Here is a 19751-nt window from a genome sequence, read left to right as displayed (position 1 = left end):
AAATTTGGAGAATTCGTGTCCACGAACCTTGAAGGCATCATTAACCCGCCGATCGACTCGCTGCTTGAAGCAGCAGATTCAAAGTACGGCCTGGTGATCTTCGGTGCCAAGCGTGCTCGTCAGATCAACGCTTACTACGCCCAGCTGCACGAGGGCCTCTTCGAATACGTTGGCCCGCTGGTAGACACCAAGCTGAACGAGAAGTCGCTTTCCATCGCCCTGCGCGAGATCAACGAAGGCAAGCTGGTCTCCACGCCGATCGAAGCCGCAGAGTAATACTGCCGCCTGACGTGCTGTTGACGGAGGTCACGTGCGCATAGTCCTCGGAGTCGGGGGAGGGATTGCCGCCTACAAGGTGGCATCGCTCCTCCGGCTTTTTACTGAAGCCGGCCATCACGTCACTGTGATCCCCACGGAGGCGGCCACCCGCTTTGTGGGCACCGCCACCTGGGAGGCGTTGTCCGGAAATCCGGTCAGCAACAGTGTTTTCGACGACGTCCACCAGGTCAACCACGTCCGCCTGGGCCACGAAGCGGACCTGGTGGTCATCGCCCCGGCCACTGCCGACCTCCTGGCCAAAGCCGCTACCGGACAGGCCGGGGATCTCCTCACCAACACCCTGCTGATGGCCCACGGCCCGGTACTGTTCGCCCCGGCCATGCACACCGAGATGTGGCAGCACGCGGCCACCCGGGCGAACGTGGAAACGTTGCGGAGCCGCGGAGCGGCCGTCCTGGAACCGGCAACCGGCAGGCTGACCGGCTCTGATTCAGGTCCGGGGAGGCTGCCCGAGCCCGAGGTGATTTTCGATGCCGCCCTGGCCCTTGTCCAGGGCCAGTCGGACTACCAGCTGCCCCTCGCGGGACGCACCGTCACCATCAGCGCCGGCGGAACCCGCGAACCCCTGGACCCGGTACGGTTCCTGGGCAATAGGTCCTCCGGTAAGCAGGGAGTGGCGCTGGCCGTCGCCGCCCGGAATGCCGGCGCTACGGTCCGCCTGCTCGCAGCCCATATGGAAGTTCCCCCGCCGGCAGGCGTGGAAGTGGTGCCCGTGGAGACTGCCCTGCAGCTGCGTGAGGCGGCGCTGGCAGCAGCGGCGGATTCCGACGTCGTGATTATGTCCGCCGCGGTGGCGGACTTCCGCCCCTCGGAGGTCTCGGACACCAAAATCAAGAAGCGCGATGACAGCGCAGACCCCGTGATCACGCTGGTCCGCAACCCGGACATCCTGCACGAACTGGTGGAAGTCCGGAACAGCGGCGGCCACGCGGAAAGGCAGCAGCTGATCGTAGGTTTCGCTGCCGAAACCGGCGACAGCCACGGTGACGTGCTGGCCTACGCGGAAGCAAAACTGGAGCGTAAAGGCTGCGACTTGCTGGTGGTGAACCATGTGGGCGCGGATAAGGTCTTCGGCCAGGATACGAATTCCGTTGTCATCCTGGCCCGGTCCGGCGCCGAACCACAGGAGGCTGCCGGCACCAAGACTGAAGTTTCGGCGGCCATCATCAGCCGGATCGCCTTTGAACTGAATCACGTTTCCCCCCGCGCCTGACGTGTTTCCGGCCACGTTCGCTTAGCAAGAGGACATCTCCCGGGGTCTCCTGCGGGGAGGACGAATCCCAACCAGTAAGGTAGTTGAGTGACTTTACCGCTGCACCTTCCCCACTCCCACGCGGCCACGCCCTCCGCGCTCCGGCTCTTCACGTCCGAGTCGGTCACCGAAGGCCACCCTGACAAGATCTGCGACCAGATCAGCGACGCCATCCTTGACGCCCTGCTGGACAAGGACCCGGAATCCCGCGTCGCCGTGGAGACCATGGCCACTACCGGCCTGGTCCACGTGGCCGGTGAGGTCACCACCGACGCCTACGTGGAAATTCCGCAGATCGTCCGCGAGACCATTCTGGGCATCGGCTATGACTCCTCGGCCAACGGGTTCGACGGCGCCCGGTGCGGCGTTTCCGTGTCCATCGGCCAGCAGTCCAACGACATCGCCGGTGGCGTCTTCAACTCCCTCGAAGCCCGCGAGGGCCGCCAGGAGGATGACTACGACCTTCAGGGCGCAGGCGACCAGGGCCTGATGTTCGGCTACGCGAGTGACGAAACTCCCTCCTACATGCCCACCCCCATCTGGCTGGCACACCGCCTTTCGGAGCGACTCACCGAAGTCCGCAAGTCAGGGGAGCTGCCGTACCTCCGCCCGGACGGCAAGACCCAGGTGACCGTCGGCTATGACAAGGACCTGCCGGTCTCCGTCGAAACCGTGGTCATCTCCAGCCAGCACGCCGAAGGCGCAAGCCTCGAACAGCTCCGCGCTGACCTCGCCTCCATCGTCATCGCCCCCGTGCTGGCCGGCGCCAACCTGGACATCTCCCGGGCCGCAAACATCCTGAACCCGGCCGGCGAGTTTGTTATCGGCGGCCCTGTCGGTGACGCCGGCCTGACCGGGCGGAAGATCATCGTTGATACCTATGGCGGCATGGCACGCCACGGCGGCGGCGCCTTCTCCGGCAAGGACCCGTCCAAGGTGGACCGCTCCGCCGCTTACGCCATGCGGTGGGTTGCCAAGAACGTTGTTGCAGCAGGTTTGGCCAAACGCGCCGAAATCCAGATTGCCTACGCCATCGGCCAGGCGCGTCCCGTGGGCACGTACGTTGAGACGTTCGGCACCGAAACGGTGGACCCCGCCCGCATCAGCGCTGCCATCGCCGAAATCTTCGACCTTCGTCCCCGCGCCATCATCGACGCCCTGGACCTGAAACGGCCCATCTACGCCAAGACTGCAGCCCACGGGCACTTCGGCCGGGACGATCCGGACTTCACTTGGGAGCGCCTGGACCGTGTGGACGACCTGAAGGCTTTCTTCAACGCGTAGCCGGTGGCCGGGGCCGAACTTGGCGCGGATGCCGCTGCCGGGTGGGATGTCCGTGCCTGCTGGTTTACTGACCAGGTCCACCCGGTGATGCTGAACGGAGGTAGCCGAAGTGGTTGCTGACGATTCCATGCAACCGTTGCTGGATCTGCCGGCCGCGGTACAGCCGTCCCTGCTGCAGGGTTTCCCTTCCCGCAAACAGCAGGCGGGCCCGGAGCTGGCGGACCACCTTCCGGTGGCCAGGGTGTTGGTGGAATCCTCGCTGCCCCACTTGGACCGGCCTTTTGACTACGGCGTTCCTGCCGGGCTGGATGAGGATGCCCAGCCCGGCGTCAGGGTCAAGGTCAAGTTCAACGGCCAGGACCTCAGCGGGTTCATTATGGAACGGGTGGCGGAGTCCGACGCCGGCCACACCCTGTTGCCGCTGGCGAAAGTCGTTTCCCCGGTTCCCGTCCTGACACCCGGGGTCCGCGACCTGGTCACCGCCGTAGCCTCCCGCTACGCGGGAACCGTCAGCGATGTCCTCCGGGTTGCCGTCCCGCCGCGGGTAGCCCGGTTGGAGAAGGCGTACCCCGCTTCCGCGGAAACTCCGACGTTGGAGACAGGTGAAGGCGCTGCAGCTAAGGGCCCCGGCGCAGACGATGCCTGGGTAGGTTTCCGGAACGGCCTGGCCTTCCTGCGACACCTAAAAGACGGTGGTTCCCCACGGGCGGTCCTAAATCCTCTCCAAGGCTACGGACCCGGCGGTTGGCCGCAGTTGCTGGCCCAGGCCATTGCCGCAGCCTATGCTTCCGGGCGGGGAGCTGTGGTGGTGGTCCCGGACAACCGGGACCTGGACCAGCTTGAAGAGGCCGTGGGAGCGCTGTTGCCGGAGCAGGCCGTAGCACGCCTCACCGCGGAGGACGGCCCCACGCCCCGCTACCAGAACTTCCTGCGGATCCTCGCCGGTACCGCGCGGGTTGCCATCGGGACCCGGTCAGCTGCCTATGCTCCGGTCAAGGACCTGGGGCTCGTGGTGTGCTGGGACGACGGCGACGACCTCCACATTGAGCAGCGCGCGCCCTACGCCCACGCCCGCGAAGTCCTGCTCCTGCGCGCCGAACAGTCCGGGGCTGCCTGCCTTTTGGCAGCCCATTCCCGCAGCACGGAGGTCCAGCGGCTCACCGAGACAGGCTGGGCGCTGCCCGTGGAAGCGGACCGCACGCTGGTCCGCCGCACCGTCCCCCGCGTGGTGAACACGGCCGACAGCTTCGAGCAGGAGCGGGATCCGCTCGCCAGGATCGCCCGCCTTCCCGGCACTGCCTGGCGGGTCGCCAAGGAAGGACTCGAACGGGGACCGGTCCTGGTGCAGGTGGCCCGCGCCGGCTACGCGCCGTCGCTGGTGTGTGACCACTGCCGGGAGCCCGCGCGCTGTGCTGCCTGCCAGGGGCCCTTGGCCGTGGCCGGGGCCAGCGGAACCTCAGCCCTGCCGCAATGCCGGTGGTGCTCCACCCCGGCGCCCGACTGGCACTGCACGCACTGCAGCAGCCGAAAGCTTCGCAGGGGCGCAACGGGCGTAATCCGGACGGCCGAGGAGCTCGGCAGGGCCTTCCCCGGCAAAACCGTCATCACGTCCTCCGGGGACCAGGTCAAGGCACGCGTAACCAACAGCAAGGCCTTGGTGGTGGCCACGGTAGGAGCCGAACCCGTAGCCGAAGGGGGATATGCCGCCGCCTTGCTGCTGGACGGTGACTCATTGCTGCGCCGCGAGTCATTGCGCGCCAGCGAGGACACCGTGCGCCGCTGGTTCAATGCCGGGGCTTTGGTTAGGCCTGCTGCCGAAGGCGGCCTTGTGGTGGTTACGGCAGCGGACACCGCAGCTGTGGGGGCGCTGCTGAGATGGGATCCTGCAGGTTACGCCGAACGCGAGCTCTCCCTCCGGGCCGAACTGCAGCTTCCGCCGGCGGTGCGCATTGCCTCCATCACCGGCCCCCGGGCCGCCGTCGGGCATTTCTCGGGTGCAGTGGCAGCGCAACTGGAGCACGCCGGGATCCACCTCCGTACGGCAGGCCCCGCGCCGCTCATTCTCAGCGGGCCGCCCTCCACCCGCCGTTCGGCGGAGGACGTCCGGACCCTCCTGTTCTTCCCCTACGCCCAGGCCGCGGCGGTCACCCGCGTCCTAAGGGCTACCCGGGCGGCAACGGCCGCAAAGCGAAGTGCGGAACCTGTCCAGCTGCGACTGGACGGAGTGGACGTACTGTAGCGGAGCCTACTGGCCGCGGCGCTGGGCCACGATGTCGTGTGCCACGTCCACCAGTTGGCGGGCGGATTCCTCCCAGCTGAACTCGCGGGCACGGGCAACGGAGCGCCGTGAGGTTTCCTCCCACAATTCCCGGTCGTCCAGTTTCTTCACGGCGTCGGCAAACTGCTGGGGCGATGCCGGGTCAACATAGCTGGCTGCATCGCCGCCCACCTCCCGGAATATTGGAATGTCGCTGGCGATGACCGGCGTGCCCAGCGCCATGGCCTCGACCAGCGGCAGTCCGTACCCTTCGGCCCGTGAAAGAGTCACCAGCGCGGTGGCTGTTTCCAGGAACGTGGCATATTCCTCGTCGGTGACGCCGTTGTGGAACTCCACTGTCGCTCCAGGCGGGATGAGCTTCTCCAGTTCGGCGCGCCGCTGAGGAGTGATCCGGCTGAGCAGGTGAAGCGTGAATCCGGGCAGTCCAGCCATTCCGGCCACCATGGTTTCGACATTTTTGTAGGGCATGAATGAGCCCATGTACACGAGGCAGGGTTTGGCGCCGGCCTCCGGGCTGCGAGGCTCCTGGGCCGGCTGCGGCGCATTGCTGATAATCCGGACAGGCCGGCGCGTCAGCCGGTACTTGGCCATCAGCGCCTCGGTGGTCCGGCTGATGGTGGCTACGACGTCGGCCCGGTTGAGTAGGAGGCGCTGCGGCCAGTACGCCTTGTGATAGAGGCGCCAGAGCAGCCGCACCGGGGCCGGCAGGAATCCCGGAGGTGCTGGGTGCTCGTAGTAGATGAGGTCGTGCAGGGTCAGGATCAGGCCGTACTTGCGGCCCAAGGTGCCCATCGTCTGCATTGGGCAGACCACCACGTCCGCGCCGAGCGGGTTGATCTTGCGGGCAACGAACAGTTCCGCGGGGGACAGGGGGCTGTTGATCAATGTGTACGGCACATCCGGCAGCAGGGCCAGTTGGCGGATGTCAGAGATCAGCATCGAAACGTCGGCAATCTTGGAGGCGGCCGCGATCAGGCTCGCACCGTAGCGGCTGATGCCGTCGTGATGGTCTGTCCGGGTGAACCGGGCGTCGATGACAAGCTTCACGCGGGGTGGTCCCTAAGGAAGCTGCGGATGTGGCGGGCGGCTGGCTCCGGCGTTTCGTAATGGATCAGGTGGCCAACATCAGCAATAACCTCGAGTTCGCCGTCCGGCAGCAGTTCGACGAGCTGGTGCTGGTCGGGAAGCGTGGCGATTTCATCCTTCTCACCCGCGATCAGGAGCACAGGAAGGGTCAGGCTGCCGGCCACCTCGGCCACATGGCTGCTGACCGAGGCAGTGAAGGATTCGAGGAGGCTGTCACGGCTGGCAAAAGCACTGAAGTACGCATGGTGCTGGCCGTGGATAAAGCGCCGAAGGTCCCGGTCGCCTGTCTTGGCCATGGTCTCGCTCATCACCCGGACAATCAACGGGCTGCGGAGCAGGGCCAGCCCCAGCGGACGGGGAAGGCGGGCGGCAACGCGGTAGTACAGCACTGCCAGCCTGGTCATCACGCCTTTGGGGCCCTCGAGGGCAGGCGCTGCGATGGGGTTGATGAGGATCAGTGGATTCACGGCGCCGGGGTGGGCGGCCACGAAATGGGCGGCAATGATGGACCCGAACGAGTGCCCCAGCAGGACCGTATCCGGCCCCAGGCCCAGTGCCGCCATGAATTCCGTGATGAATGCGCCGTAGCCCGGAACTGTGTGACCACCTGGCGCGAAGGCTTCCGAGCTGCCGAAGCCGGGCAGGTCCGGCATGATGATGCGCATCTCCGGAAGCTGGTCGGCCACCCGAAGGAGCCCGTGGTGGTCGCCGCGGAATCCGTGGATCACCAGCATGGTCCGGGTCGCAGCGGTTTGCAGCACTGGCTCGTAGGTCCAGAAAGCCACCCTGCCGCCGGCCAGCTGCACCGAGGAGGCACGGGTGCGGCCGGCCAGGTCCGGGCCGATGAAGGCGGGCGTGGAGGCTTGCCCGGTGTGTGCTGTTTCCATGGGAGTCCTAATTGACGTTGTCCGGGTGGGAGCCGGTCCGCTGTCCCCGGTCCAGGCCGGCGAGCGCATCCATGTCCCTGGCCGAGAGTTCAAAGTTGAAGACGTTCAGGTTCTCGCGGATGCGCGCCTCGGTGCTTGCCTTGGGGACGGCGATGTTCCCCAGTTGTATGTGCCAGCGGAGGATGATCTGCGCCGGCGACCTGCCGTGTTCGGCGGCGCAGGCCTGGACTACAGGATCCGCCAGCACATGTCCGCGTCCCAGGGGACTCCACGCCTCGGTCCTGATCCCGAGATCATCGTGGATTTTCCGCAGCTCCACCTGCTGGAGCCAGGGGTGCAGCTCGATCTGGTTGACCGCAGGGGTCACCTCTGCGGTCTGCATTAGCCGGTCCAGATGGGCGGGCTGGAAGTTGCAGACGCCGATGGCCCGCACTTTTCCCTCGCGGTAGAGCGTCTCCATGGCCCGGTAGGTTTCGGGGTACAGCCCGCGCCGGGGGCAGGGCCAGTGGATGAGGTACATGTCCACGTAGTCCAGGCCCAGGTTGACCATGGAGTTGTCGAATGCACGCAGGGTGGCGTCGTAGCCGTGGTGGTCGTTCCACACTTTGGTGGTAACAAAGATGTCCTCCCTGGCCGGTGACGGGAAAAGTTCACCGGAGCCACCGCTGCCTGCCTGCGTGCCGAGCTGTGAACTGATGCCGCGGGCAACCCCTGACTCGTTGCCGTACATGGCGGCAGTGTCGAAGTGGCGGTATCCGGAGCCGAGGGCCATGGCCACAAGGCCCGCCGCCTCCGATGGCGGCACCTTGTACAGGCCGTAGCCCAGCTGGTCGATCAGCACGCCGTTGTTCAGGCTCAGCCGCGGGGAGATCCTCATAGCCATGACTCTACCTACTCGCCACGGCAAGGCCCTCCATACCCACCAGGCGGCGCGCTGTGGCCTCGTCAAGGATCAGGTCCGTAGCCAGGCGCGCCGCTAAGGCGCCCTTGAGCCCGTTGATCTTGGACACGCCGGAAACCACGCAGATCCTGCGCCTTACCTGCCGAAGTTCGGCGAGGGCCGGGCCCGTGGACCGTTCGTTCAGGACGATCCCGTCGGAGGAACCGTCAGCGCGGAAGAACACCGTCGCAACATCACCCACGACGTCGGACGTTGCCAGGATGTTGAGGTCGCCCTCGTCCAGGTAACCGCCGGCATAGACGTGGCTGGGGAAATCGGCATCAACGGATCCGACCCCAAAGATCGCGATGCTCATCTTGGCCTGAAGTTCAAGGATCCGCTGCACGCTGCGTTCATTCCACATGGCTGACTTGGTGGCGGCGTGGTCGAAAAATGCCGGAACGGGGAATTGTTCCACCCGCGCGCCGTAGGCGCTGCCGAAGCGGCGCATGATGTCACTGGCGTAGGTAATGCCTGTCGTGTGCATGTTGCCCGCGCCATTCAGCTGCACCACCACGCTGTCGTGGGTAATTTTCCTGGTCAGGTGGCGGCTGACGGCACTGAGGGTGGAACCCCAGGCGACACCGATGATCGCGTTGGAATCCACCAGGGGCCCGATGGTGCGGGCGGCCTGCATCGCCACCCGGTCCAGGGTCTCGGCCTCATTGAGTGTTTCCATGACCGGCACAACGTGTGCGTCTACTCCGTACCGGCGGCGAATCAGGCCCTCCAACTCCGGTCCTGTATCCAGGGGATTGCGGATCTGGACCTGGACCAGCCCCGAATCGCGGGCCGAGGACAACAGCCGGGAAACAGTCGAGCGGGATGTCCCAAGTTCGCGGGCGATGGCATCCATCGTGAGGTCCTGCAGGTAATACATTTGTGCAGCCCGAAGGGCATCAGCATGCCGGGAAGCGTCCACCTGAACTCCATTCTGCACGTTTGTGCATAGTGCTTGACTCCATTTTCCATTACTCCAAACAATAGATGAGAACGGCGGATCACTTTCTGTGTCCGCACCACACAAAGCCCCAGGAGTTGTTTTGGGACCAAAGGATTCACCGGCCCGCCCCGCCGCACCAAAGCCGGGAGCCGAACGCGCATCAGTACATAATCTGCGGCTCCGGCCGCACGCAAAAGTGCTGGTGGTAGGTGGCGGGATTAACGGCGTTGCGACCTTCCGGGACCTCGCCCTGCAGGGAATTGACGTGGCACTTGTGGAACGTGGTGACTACTGCCAGGGCGCCAGCGGCGCCTCCTCGCACATGATCCACGGCGGCATCCGCTACCTCGAAAACGGCGAGTTCCGGCTGGTCAGGGAGTCTGTAGTGGAGCGCAACAGACTACTCCGGATCGCACCCCACTACGTCAAGCCGCTGCAGACCACTATCCCCATCTTCAGCACCTTTTCCGGAGTGCTCGCGGCCCCTCTGCGCTTCCTCACCCACAAGCAGCAGGGCAAGCCCAAGGAACGCGGCGCCTTCCTCATCAAGATCGGCCTCAGCCTGTACGACTCGTTTTCCCGCGACGGCGGCACAGTGCCGCGCCACCAGTTCAGGGGACATAAACGCGCCCTTGCTGAACTGCCCGCCCTCCGCCCCGACGTCAAGTACACGGCCACGTACTTCGATGCTTCCGTACACAACCCCGAGCGGCTCACCCTTGATGTCCTGCAGGACGGCGAAAAGACAGGCCACGCGTCCGGCGCTAACCCCCAAGGCAGTACGGCCCGTGCCAGTAACTACCTGTCACTGAGATCCATGACGGGCGAGCCCAACCGCGGCACCGGCAAAGGAAGCACCTTGCGGTTGCGGGATGAGCTGACCGGTGAGGAATTCGATTTCACGGCCGACGTCATCGTTAACACCACGGGCGCCTGGGTGGACCTCACCAACGAAGCCATGGGAGCAGCCTCCAGCTTTATGGGCGGCACCAAGGGTTCCCACATCGTGCTCGACCACCCGGGGCTCCTCGCCGCCTGCCGGGGACGCGAAATCTTCTTTGAACACACGGACGGCCGCATCGTACTCATCTATCCGATGGGGGACCGCGTCCTCGTCGGGACCACGGACATTGATGCCGACATGGCCCAGGATGCCGTCTGCACCGATGCGGAAATCGAGTACTTCTTCGAACTCATCGGTCACGTCTTCCCGAGCATCCCCGTCAAGCGCGAACAGATTGTCTACACCTTCTCCGGCGTGCGGCCGCTGCCTCGACACGATGCGACGCAGCCCGGCTTCGTCTCCCGGGACTACCGGATCGAGCGCCGTGCCCCCGGGAACAGCACAACCGGGGCGGGCGCCGTCGTCCTCAGCCTGGTGGGTGGCAAATGGACCACCTTTCGGGCGCTGGCCGAACACCTGACCAATGACGTCCTCGCCGAACTCGGCGTGCAGCGGAAAGTATCGACAGCGCAGCTCGCCATCGGCGGCGGCGCCGGTTTCCCCGCGGACGAGGCGGGCGTGCAGAAGTGGATCAAGGACCACATGACTGCCGGCCGCGACGCGGACCGGACCGCCGGCCTGCTCACCCGCTACGGAACCAGGGCAGAGGCGGTGATGGCCTACCTCGACGGCGGGCCGGACCACTTGCTGCACTCCACCCGGGAACTGAGTGCCCGTGAACTGGAGTTCATGGCAGCCCATGAGCAGGTTGGACACCTCGTGGATGTCCTCATCCGCCGCACGTCCCTTGCCTTCCGGGGCCTCGTGACTGGCGAGCTGCTCAACGAGGTGGCGGAGGTGCTCTCCGGTCCGCTGGGATGGGACGCCGCAGCACGTGCAGCGGAAATCCGGCACGCGCAGGACGTGCTGCAGCGGTTCCACCGCGTAGAAACGCACAGCCTGGTCGCATAGGACAGGCTGTCGGCCGGGGCACCCAACCCGTCCCGGCCCAACGGTCCTTCAACCCGCGAAGGACTGACAACAGAAAATAGAGGAGTCAAAGATGTCTCTTGGAATTGTTTTTCTATCCGAAGTCTTCGGAACGGCGATGCTGACCCTGCTGGGTTGCGGCGTCGTCGCCAACGTCGCCCTGCGGGGGACGAAAGGCAACAGCGGCGGGTTCCTGATGGTCACTTGGGGATGGGGCGTCGCAGTTTTCGCGGGTGTCTATGTGGCCGCGAAATCCGGGGCGCACCTGAACCCCGCCGTGACGCTCGGCCTGCTCGCCAACGGAGCCGGCGAATACGCCCCTGATGTTCCCGTCGATTTCGCCTCTACGCTGACCTACTTCGGCGGAGAACTGCTGGGTGCCTTCCTCGGCGCAGTGGTCTGCTGGCTCGCCTACAAGCAGCATTTTGACGTTGAAGAGGAAGTCGCCAGCAAGTTGGCCGTCTTCTCCACCGGCCCGGCCATTCGTTCCAGCTCCTGGAACCTGGTGACCGAGATCATCGGCACCTTCGTGCTGGTGTTCGTCATCCTCACCTTCGGCGGCACCCCGTCAGGCCTCGGGCCGCTGGCTGTCGCACTGCTCGTCGTCGGCATCGGCGTATCACTCGGCGGACCCACCGGCTACGCCATCAACCCCGCCCGTGACCTCGGCCCCCGTATCGCCCACGCCCTGCTGCCCATCAAGGGCAAGGGCTCCAGCGACTGGGGCTATTCCTGGATCCCTGTGGTCGGCCCGCTGGTCGGCGGTGCCCTGGGCGGCCTCGTCGCCCGGATTGTCCCGATCATCGCCACAGCAGCAGCCTGACCCCGCACCCAACCACCGCTCAAAATCACACCTCAAGACAAGGACGTCATCGTGAACCAGTACGTAATCGCCATCGACCAGGGAACCACCAGCACCAGGGCCATCATCTTCGACCACAGCGGCAGCATCGTCTCCTCCGGGCAGATGGAACACGAACAGATCTTCCCGAAAGCCGGCTGGGTGGAGCACAACCCCGCCGAGATCTGGAACAACACCCGTGAGGTCATCGCCTCAGCCCTCTCGAAGGCGAACCTGACGCGGCACGATATTGCCGCCGTCGGCATCACTAACCAGCGTGAAACCGCCGTGGTGTGGGACAAAACAACGGGTGAAGCCGTGTACAACGCCATCGTCTGGCAGGACACGCGCACGCAGGACATCGTGGACGAACTTGCCAGCGACGGGGGAGCGGACCGCTTCAAGCAGAAGGTGGGCCTACCGCTGGCCACATACTTCTCGGGCACCAAGATCAAGTGGATCCTGGACAATGTGGACGGCGCACGCCAGCGGGCCGAAGCCGGGGACCTGGTGTTCGGCAACACCGACGCGTGGGTCCTGTGGAACCTCACCGGCGGGGTGGACGGCGGCGTCCACGTCACCGACGTCACCAATGCCTCGCGCACGCTGTTCATGGATCTGGAGACCCTCCAATGGGACGAGGAAATCCTGGGCATCTTCGGCGTTCCGCGGTCCATGATGCCGGAGATCAAGTCCTCCTCGGAGGTGTACGGCACCGTCCACACCTCCCAGCTTCTCCGCGAGGTTCCGGTGGCCGGCATCCTCGGCGACCAGCAGGCAGCCACGTTCGGCCAGGCGGCATTCCAGACCGGTGAAGCCAAGAACACCTACGGGACGGGCTGCTTCCTGATTTTCAACACCGGCGAGGAAATCGTGCACTCCAAGAACGGCCTGCTGACTACGGTCGGCTACAAGCTTGGCGACGCGGCACCCCACTACGCCCTTGAAGGCTCCATCGCTGTCACCGGCTCACTGATCCAGTGGTTGCGGGACAACCTGGGCATGATCAGCAGCGCCCCGGAAGTGGAAACCCTGGCCGCTTCGGTGAAGGACAACGGGGGCGTGTACATCGTTCCGGCATTCTCCGGGCTCTTCGCGCCATACTGGCGTTCCGACGCCCGGGGCGCCATCGTGGGCCTCACCAGGTTTGTTAACAAGAGCCACATTGCCCGGGCAGCGCTGGAATCCACAGCGTTCCAGACCCGCGAGGTGCTCGACGCCGTGAACGCGGACTCCGGTGTACCGCTCTCCGAGTTGAAGGTCGACGGCGGCATGGTTGCCAATGATGCGCTGATGCAGTTCCAGGCAGACATCCTTGGCGTCCCCGTCATCCGGCCCAAGGTGGTGGAGACCACCGCCCTGGGCGCCGCCTACGCCGCCGGCCTCGCAGTCGAGTTCTGGAAGGACCTCGGCGAACTGTCATCCAACTGGTCTGAAGACAAGCGCTGGGAACCCCAGATGGACCAGGCCGAGCAGGACCGGCAGATGCGGCTGTGGAAGAAGGCCGTGACGAAGTCCATGGATTGGGTGGACGAGGACGTGCGGTAGCGTCTTCCGGCACTGAGAGTGCGCGGCTGGGGCGCGAGGAAGGCGGCCCCTGCCCCGCCTGTCCCCTGCTGCTCCCTCGGGTGCCCACCACACCCGGGCGAGGGGCCGCCTCCCTTGCTTGTTGCGGTGCGCGCCCTACCTCCTCGTGGGGCCGCCATCCTCGCGGACGTGTCGGCGACGCTTACTCCTCGTGGGTTTCTACAGTTCCTGCGTTGCCGTCTACCGTCACCAGCTGGCCTGTTCGGAGCTCTTGGGTGGCGGTGCCTGTGCCCACTACTGCCGGGATGCCGTATTCGCGGGCTATCAGGGAGGCGTGGGCTGCCAGGTTTCCGCCGTCTGTTACGACGGCGGCCGCGTCGGCGAAGAGGGGAGTCCAGGCCGGTGCGGTGGCCTTGGCCACGAGCACCTCACCTGGTTGAAACGCGGAAAAGTCCTCGGGTCCTTCGACGGTACGGACGCGGCCGCGTGCCCGGCCTGGGCTTGCGGGATGACCCACCAGGGCACCTTCGGGAAATTTGCCGGCGCTTCGCGCCGTGTTGGCCAGCCGGTCAAATGTGTTGCCGAGCATCGGGAGCTTGCCCAGCATCAGCGGGGCGGCCAGTTTCCGTTGCCGGAGCCAGTCCGCGCGGCGTGCCGCCACATTGTCCTGCTGGGGCGGCGCGTCGAGCCGCAGGTCCTGCCGGGTCAGGAAGTACACGTCGTCCCTGTTGCTGATGACGTGCGCCTGTTCCAGTTGCGTCCCGATCTCTGCAGCGCAACAACGCAGCAGCGGCCAGCCAAGGGTGAAATCCCGCACCTGTTCCTCCCGGAGCAGCGCATAGTGTTGGGCAACCGCGAGTAGATTGTCGAACCGGCGCAGCAGGCGCGAGCCCTTGAGCATGGAGCGGCAGGCATCTTCGGCTCTACGCCGCCGGGAAGCCGCAGCAGCGGATCCCCGGGAACTGCTGCCGAAGGGAGCAGCCGGGCCGGGCTCCTCGGCCGCCGTCGGGTGATACCAGTCGAGGCTGTAGACGGCGTGCGGAACCCTGGGCGGCAACGCCGGGGACAGGCCGCCCAGCAGCACTTGGTAACCGCCGCCGTCGTACAGTTCCAATTCCTTCCGGAAGGCGAATTCGGTGGCAAGGTGCCTGCGCCAGAACCTGGCCAGCACCATCTCCATCTTCCAGGCCGCCCCGCCCGTGGCGGCGAAGAACCACAGATATCCTCCGGCGGCTCCTGCCAGCTGTTCAACGAGATCCATCAGCCCGGCCAGGGTTGCCGGCAGCGGGACGCCGCGGTAGCTGTCTACGAGGCTGCGGTAGGCCGGCAGGTGTTGGGTGCGCCACTCAAGCTCAAGATCCCGCAGGACGGCGCGGTCTGCACCAGCGGGATCGAGCATCGGCCGGACCACGGAGTTGAAAAAGTAGGGCAGCGAGTGCCGCGTTCCGCTAAAAAGCAGGTGGGGGAGTGCCCGGGGTGTCGGCGGGGCCACGTAATACCAGCCGTTGACGGTGGCATGGCCCATCGGAACCCGAAGGCCGGTGGAGCGGAAGACGGCGTCGTTGTAGGCGGAGTCCAGGCAGGGAACAATCCAGTCCATAAAGAGCGGGGTGACCGGTTCCGGCAGCCATTCTCCGAGCCGGAAGTTCCGCAGCCAGGCGCCCTTTCCCGGGGCCGGCCATAGCACCGGCTCCGGAACCGCTGTCATCGGACGTGCCTGCACAACCTGGACGCGGCCGGAGCAGTCCACCACCCACTCCACGTCCTGGGGGCAGCCGAAATGCCGGGCGACGTTCCCCGCCATGGCGGCAACCGCCGTCGCGCTTTCCTTTGTGAGGACAGCACCGGCACCACGCTGTGGGACGACTGATCCGCCGCGCGCCAGCCACTCTTCGCCACGCTCCGAACCTCCCACCAGCTTTTCCCCAAGCCCTTTCACAGCGGAAATCACCGTCTCGTCCCGGGCGCCGGTCAAGGGATGTGCGGTGAAGGCGACGCCGGCGGCCGCGGCGTCCACCATCTGCTGGACGAGGACGGCCATCTGCCCGGCGTCGGTGGGGTCCTCGTCTCCAGCGCCCGGATCGGCCTTTGGTCCGCCGGGCGGGGCGGCAACCGGCGGCAGCGATTCCTGGTAAGTCCGGACGCGGCCGGCATCAGCCGATCGGAAACAGCGGATGACGGCCGAGGGGAGGTCCTCGACCGGCACGTCCAAATAGCTCTCATACATCCCTGCGTCGGAGGCGCCTGGCAGGTCTTCGGCAGCCGCCGAGGAGCGGACGGCATAGGGGCCGGGACCAGCTGCCCCGGCCGCGTTTTGCAATTGGCGGTCCCAGGCATCCTGCCCGCCACCCGAACGTGCGCCCAAAGCCGCGCGCGGGACGACGAACCCGGAAGGGACGGGAAAGCCAGCGGATTTCAGGTCCGACAATGCCGCGGCCTTGCCGCCGGCCTCCGCCCGGGTGAGGTGAAGGTGTCCGCCAAGCGGCAGGAAAAGGCCACCGCGAGCGGGATTGGGGCTAAAGGCAGCGCCGGCGTCATCGCCCATGTCACTCGCGTCATCGCCCAAGGAGTCACCTGCCGGGTAAGTAAGCCGGGTTGCCCGGCTCAAGTCTAATGACGCGGGCCGGCGGTGGTACAGGTTGGCACGACACCAGCCCGGCCGCTTCGTGCGCTAAAGTGGTTTCATGCGTGCGATCCTTCTGCTTAGTTAGCCGCCCGGCATCCGAAACGACGGATAACCGAGCGGCAGCCCCTCCATGGCGAGGGGCTTTTGTGTGTCCGGGGCAGTTTCCGGGCCGCCAGCAGCAGGATCAGGCCGTTATGGCAGCACAGATGCCGTAACAGAACAGAAGAGGGCAGCAGTGGGCGTTCAGCCGGAGACAGAGACCGGAACAGCAACAGTGTCGGCGGAGGTGCCCGAGGAGGGCACGTACAGCTTTGCCGCCATGGAGGCCAAGTGGCCGCAGGTGTGGGAAGACCTCAAGGTTTTCACCCCTGTCGACGACGGGTCCCGCGAGCGGCGCTACGTGCTTGACATGTTCCCGTACCCGTCGGGCGACCTGCACATGGGGCACGCCGAAGCGTTTGCCATGGGTGACGTTGTGGCCCGCTACCTCCGCCAGCAGGGCTTCGATGTCCTGCACCCGATCGGCTGGGACTCCTTCGGCCTGCCCGCCGAGAACGCCGCGATCAAGCGCAACGCCCACCCCAGCGAGTGGACCTACGCCAACATCGAAACCCAGGCCGCGTCCTTCAAGCGCTACGCCATTTCCGCCGACTGGTCCCGCCGGCTGCATACCTCCGACCCGGAGTACTACCGGTGGACGCAGTGGCTGTTCAAGCGCTTCTACGAGCGCGGCCTGGCGTACCGGAAGGATTCCCCGGTCAACTGGTGCCCCAAGGACCAGACCGTGCTGGCCAACGAGCAGGTTGTCAATGGCGCCTGCGAACGCTGTGGCACAACTGTCACCAAGAAGTCGCTCAACCAGTGGTATTTCAAGATCACGGACTACGCTGACCGTCTGCTGGATGACATGGAACAGCTGCGAGGCCACTGGCCCGAGCGCGTCCTGGCGATGCAGAAGAACTGGATCGGCCGGTCCGAGGGTGCGCACGTCAACTTCGTCATCGAGGCCGACGGCGGCAAGCCAGCCAAAGAGGTCACGGTCTTCACCACCCGCCCGGACACCCTGTACGGTGCAACGTTCTTTGTAGTGGCCGCAGACGCTCCGCTGTCCGTGGAGCTCGTCACCGATGAACACGCTGCTGCCCTGGAAGACTACCGCGAGCAGGTCAAGGCGCTCACGGAAATCGAACGACAGTCCACCGAGCGCGAAAAGACGGGTGTCTTCACCGGCCGTTATGCCTTGAACCCGTTGAACGGGGAGAAGCTTCCTGTCTGGGCCGCGGACTACGTTCTCGCTGACTACGGCACGGGGGCCATCATGGCCGTCCCCGCCCACGACCAGCGCGACCTCGACTTCGCCCGCAAGTTTGACCTCCCGGTGCGGGCGGTTCTGGATACCGGCGAGGAAGACCCGGCAGTCTCCGGCACCGCCACCGCAGGGGAGGGCACGCTGATCAACTCCGGCGACCTGGACGGCCTGCCCAAGGCAGAGGCCATTCCGGCCGCGATCGCCATCCTGGAACGCCAGGGCACAGGTGAGAAGTTCGTCAACTTCCGGCTGCGTGACTGGCTGCTCAGCCGCCAGCGGTTCTGGGGAACCCCCATCCCCATCATCCACTGCCCGTCCTGCGGGGAAGTCCCCGTGCCGGATGAGCAGCTGCCCGTGACGCTGCCCGCCGATCTCCGCGGCGAGGCCCTGTCGCCGAAGGGCACCTCGCCCTTGGCGGCAGCCGAAGCATGGGTCAACGTCGACTGCCCTTCCTGCCACGGCCCGGCCAAGCGGGACACCGACACCATGGACACGTTCGTGGATTCGTCCTGGTACTTCCTGCGCTTTGTGTCACCGCAGTACACGGACGGTCCCTTCGATCCGGAGAAAATCAATGACTGGATGCCCGTGGGCCAGTACGTGGGCGGCGTGGAGCACGCCATCCTGCACCTGCTGTACGCCCGGTTCTTCACCAAGGTCATCAACGATCTCGGATTGATTGAAGCCACCGAGCCCTTCAGTGCGCTGCTGAACCAGGGGCAGGTCCTTAACGGCGGCAAGGCCATGAGCAAGTCGCTGGGCAACGGAGTGGACCTGGGTGAACAGCTGGACAAGTACGGTGTTGACGCCGTCCGCCTCACCATGATCTTCGCCTCTCCGCCGGAGGACGATGTCGACTGGGCAGACGTCTCGCCGTCCGGTTCAGCGAAGTTCCTGGCTCGCGCCTGGCGGCTGGCCCAGGACGTCGCCAGCGAACCCGGCATTGACTTCGCGTCCGGCGACCGGGCCCTCCGCTCGATTACCCACCGGACCATTGCAGACGCTGCCGAGCTGCTGGACGCCAACAAGTTCAACGTCGTGGTGGCCAAGCTGATGGAGCTGGTTAACGCCACCCGCAAGGCCATCGACTCCGGTGCCGGGGGAGCAGATCCGGCAGTGCGGGAGGCGGCCGAGGCTGTCGCAGTGATCCTGAGCCTGTTCGCCCCCTATACAGCGGAGGACATGTGGAGTGTCCTTGGCCACGCGGCCTCGGTGGCCAATGCCGGCTGGCCGGCCCATGACGAGTCGCTGCTGGTGCAGGACACCGTCACCGCCGTGGTGCAGGTGCAGGGCAAGGTGCGGGACAGGCTTGAGGTTTCGCCCGACGTCTCGGAGGACCAGTTGCGCGAACTGGCGCTGGCCTCGGACAACGTCCAGCGCGCCCTTGACGGGCGGGGCATCCGCACCGTCATCGTCCGCGCCCCTAAACTGGTCAACATCGTCCCGGCATAAGCCGGACCAGGCCGCCGGAAACCCCGGCGGCCTGCTGTGACCCAGGAGGCTCCCTTGCCACACCGCGACGCCGCCGCCTGGCCTTGGGTCCGGGCGCGCCTTCTGAACCGCCTCCGGAAGCAGGAAAGCCCTGCACCTGAAGCAGGCGCCGTCGTACGTGTTGCTGTGGTGACCGACTCCGCCGCGGCGTTGCCGACTGAGTGGATTGCCGGGTTGAGCGGCGACGGCCGGCTGACCGTCATTCCCATGCCCGTGATGGTAGGGGATGAGATCTACGGTGAGGGCGACGACGACATCTCGGAGACCATAGCGCTGGCCCTGGCCAGCGGGACGTCCGTGAAAACCTCCCGGCCCTCGCCCGGACAGTTCGAACAGGCCTACCTGGCGGCGCGGCGCAGGGGCTATGAAGCGGTAGTTTCCGTGCACATTTCGGGTGGCCTGTCCGGGACTGCCGATGCGGCGCGGCTTGCCGCCGGCAGGGTGGGCATTCCGGTGGAAGTCGTCGACTCGGGAACGGTGGGCATGGCCCTCGGGATGGCCGTCCAGGAAGCCGTTCGCGTTGCCGGGGAAGGCGCCGATTCCGGGGCAGTGGCCGCTGCCGCCGCCGGTCAGGCAGCTCGGACCAAGGTCTATTTCTACGTTCCAAGCCTCGAGCAGCTTCGCCGCGGAGGACGGATCGGGACGGCTGCTTCCCTGTGGGGCACCATGCTGGCGATCAAGCCCATTCTTGGCGTCGACGGCGGAAAGATCGTACCGCTGGAAAAGGTGCGTTCAGCGGTCCGGGCCGTTGCCCGGCTGGAGGAACTCGTGGCCGCGGACGCTTCTGCCCGAACCGCCGCAGGGGTACGACTCGCCGTCCACCATTTCGGCAACCCTGCGGAAGCGGAACGCCTCGCCGAACGACTGGCTGCTGCCTTGCCGCAGTGCCCCCCTGCCCAGATCAGCTCGCTGCCCGCGGTTCTGGCCGCGCATGCGGGGCTGGGGGTCCTTGCCGTTATTGTGGGCAGCGACCTTGTGGCGGAGTATGCCGGCTGACCGGGTGCTTCTCTACCGC

General features: G+C 65.9%; 14 protein-coding genes. 9 read left to right on the top strand and 5 right to left on the bottom strand.

Annotated elements, in window-relative coordinates:
• The first annotated feature begins 15 nt into the window (after nucleotides 1–15).
• The 4 genes from rpoZ to AC5RUQ_RS16570 all read left to right on the top strand — a co-directional run bounded on the left by rpoZ (nucleotide 16) and on the right by AC5RUQ_RS16570 (nucleotide 5114).
• On the top strand, nucleotides 16–276 hold the full coding sequence (rpoZ, locus tag AC5RUQ_RS16585) for a DNA-directed RNA polymerase subunit omega (RefSeq protein WP_003800778.1): 261 nt from the start codon (nucleotides 16–18) through the stop codon (nucleotides 274–276).
• Between the two features lie 34 nt (nucleotides 277–310).
• Nucleotides 311–1552 carry a bifunctional phosphopantothenoylcysteine decarboxylase/phosphopantothenate--cysteine ligase CoaBC gene (gene coaBC / locus AC5RUQ_RS16580; protein WP_493948418.1) on the top strand — a complete coding sequence of 414 codons (1242 nt, stop codon included), beginning with the start codon at nucleotides 311–313 and terminating at the stop codon, nucleotides 1550–1552.
• Nucleotides 1553–1639: 87 nt separating this feature from the next.
• Complete coding sequence (gene metK, locus AC5RUQ_RS16575) at nucleotides 1640–2875, top strand: methionine adenosyltransferase (RefSeq protein ID WP_493948417.1); 1236 nt, start codon at nucleotides 1640–1642, stop codon at nucleotides 2873–2875.
• Nucleotides 2876–3002: 127 nt separating this feature from the next.
• Nucleotides 3003–5114, top strand: a complete 2112-nt coding sequence (locus AC5RUQ_RS16570; RefSeq protein WP_493948451.1) for a primosomal protein N' — start codon at nucleotides 3003–3005, stop codon at nucleotides 5112–5114.
• A 6-nt stretch (nucleotides 5115–5120) separates the two neighbouring features.
• On the opposite strand, the gene AC5RUQ_RS16565 is transcribed toward AC5RUQ_RS16570, so the two are convergent.
• The 4 genes from AC5RUQ_RS16565 to AC5RUQ_RS16550 are packed head-to-tail and all read right to left on the bottom strand — an operon-like array spanning nucleotide 5121 to nucleotide 8946.
• Nucleotides 5121–6200, bottom strand: coding sequence for a glycosyltransferase family 4 protein (locus AC5RUQ_RS16565; protein ID WP_493948416.1), 1080 nt, complete (start codon nucleotides 6198–6200; stop codon nucleotides 5121–5123).
• The gene (locus tag AC5RUQ_RS16560) at nucleotides 6197–7126 is read right to left on the bottom strand and encodes an alpha/beta fold hydrolase (protein WP_493948415.1); all 930 of its coding nucleotides are present in this window, start codon (nucleotides 7124–7126) and stop codon (nucleotides 6197–6199) included. The genes AC5RUQ_RS16565 and AC5RUQ_RS16560 overlap by 4 nt, the downstream gene beginning before the upstream one ends.
• A gap of 7 nt (nucleotides 7127–7133) precedes the next feature.
• Complete coding sequence (locus AC5RUQ_RS16555; protein WP_493948414.1) at nucleotides 7134–8003, bottom strand: aldo/keto reductase; 870 nt, start codon at nucleotides 8001–8003, stop codon at nucleotides 7134–7136.
• A gap of 10 nt (nucleotides 8004–8013) precedes the next feature.
• Nucleotides 8014–8946 carry a sugar-binding transcriptional regulator gene (locus AC5RUQ_RS16550; protein WP_493948450.1) on the bottom strand — a complete coding sequence of 311 codons (933 nt, stop codon included), beginning with the start codon at nucleotides 8944–8946 and terminating at the stop codon, nucleotides 8014–8016.
• Between the two features lie 163 nt (nucleotides 8947–9109).
• Between AC5RUQ_RS16550 and AC5RUQ_RS16545 the strand changes: the two genes are divergently transcribed.
• The 3 genes from AC5RUQ_RS16545 to glpK all read left to right on the top strand — a co-directional run bounded on the left by AC5RUQ_RS16545 (nucleotide 9110) and on the right by glpK (nucleotide 13331).
• On the top strand, nucleotides 9110–10924 hold the full coding sequence (locus AC5RUQ_RS16545) for a glycerol-3-phosphate dehydrogenase/oxidase (RefSeq protein ID WP_493948413.1): 1815 nt from the start codon (nucleotides 9110–9112) through the stop codon (nucleotides 10922–10924).
• A gap of 91 nt (nucleotides 10925–11015) precedes the next feature.
• Nucleotides 11016–11765, top strand: a complete 750-nt coding sequence (locus tag AC5RUQ_RS16540) for an MIP/aquaporin family protein (RefSeq protein WP_493948412.1) — start codon at nucleotides 11016–11018, stop codon at nucleotides 11763–11765.
• A gap of 51 nt (nucleotides 11766–11816) precedes the next feature.
• On the top strand, nucleotides 11817–13331 hold the full coding sequence (glpK, locus tag AC5RUQ_RS16535; RefSeq protein ID WP_493948411.1) for a glycerol kinase GlpK: 1515 nt from the start codon (nucleotides 11817–11819) through the stop codon (nucleotides 13329–13331).
• 181 nt (nucleotides 13332–13512) lie between these two features.
• On the opposite strand, the gene AC5RUQ_RS16530 is transcribed toward glpK, so the two are convergent.
• On the bottom strand, nucleotides 13513–15876 hold the full coding sequence (locus AC5RUQ_RS16530; protein WP_493948410.1) for a PEP/pyruvate-binding domain-containing protein: 2364 nt from the start codon (nucleotides 15874–15876) through the stop codon (nucleotides 13513–13515).
• Between the two features lie 295 nt (nucleotides 15877–16171).
• Here AC5RUQ_RS16530 and leuS point away from each other — a divergent pair, with 295 nt between their 5' ends.
• A complete protein-coding gene (gene leuS / locus AC5RUQ_RS16525) occupies nucleotides 16172–18697 on the top strand; it encodes a leucine--tRNA ligase (protein ID WP_493948409.1) in 2526 nt (841 codons plus the stop codon).
• 54 nt (nucleotides 18698–18751) lie between these two features.
• Nucleotides 18752–19732 carry a DegV family protein gene (locus tag AC5RUQ_RS16520; RefSeq protein WP_493948408.1) on the top strand — a complete coding sequence of 327 codons (981 nt, stop codon included), beginning with the start codon at nucleotides 18752–18754 and terminating at the stop codon, nucleotides 19730–19732.
• The last annotated feature ends 19 nt before the right edge of the window (nucleotides 19733–19751 follow it).

The sequence above is a fragment of the Arthrobacter sp. MDT2-3 genome (assembly GCF_059090465.1).
The sequence above is the reverse complement of the archived record's forward strand: the minus strand, read 5'-3'. Positions and strand labels throughout refer to the sequence as shown.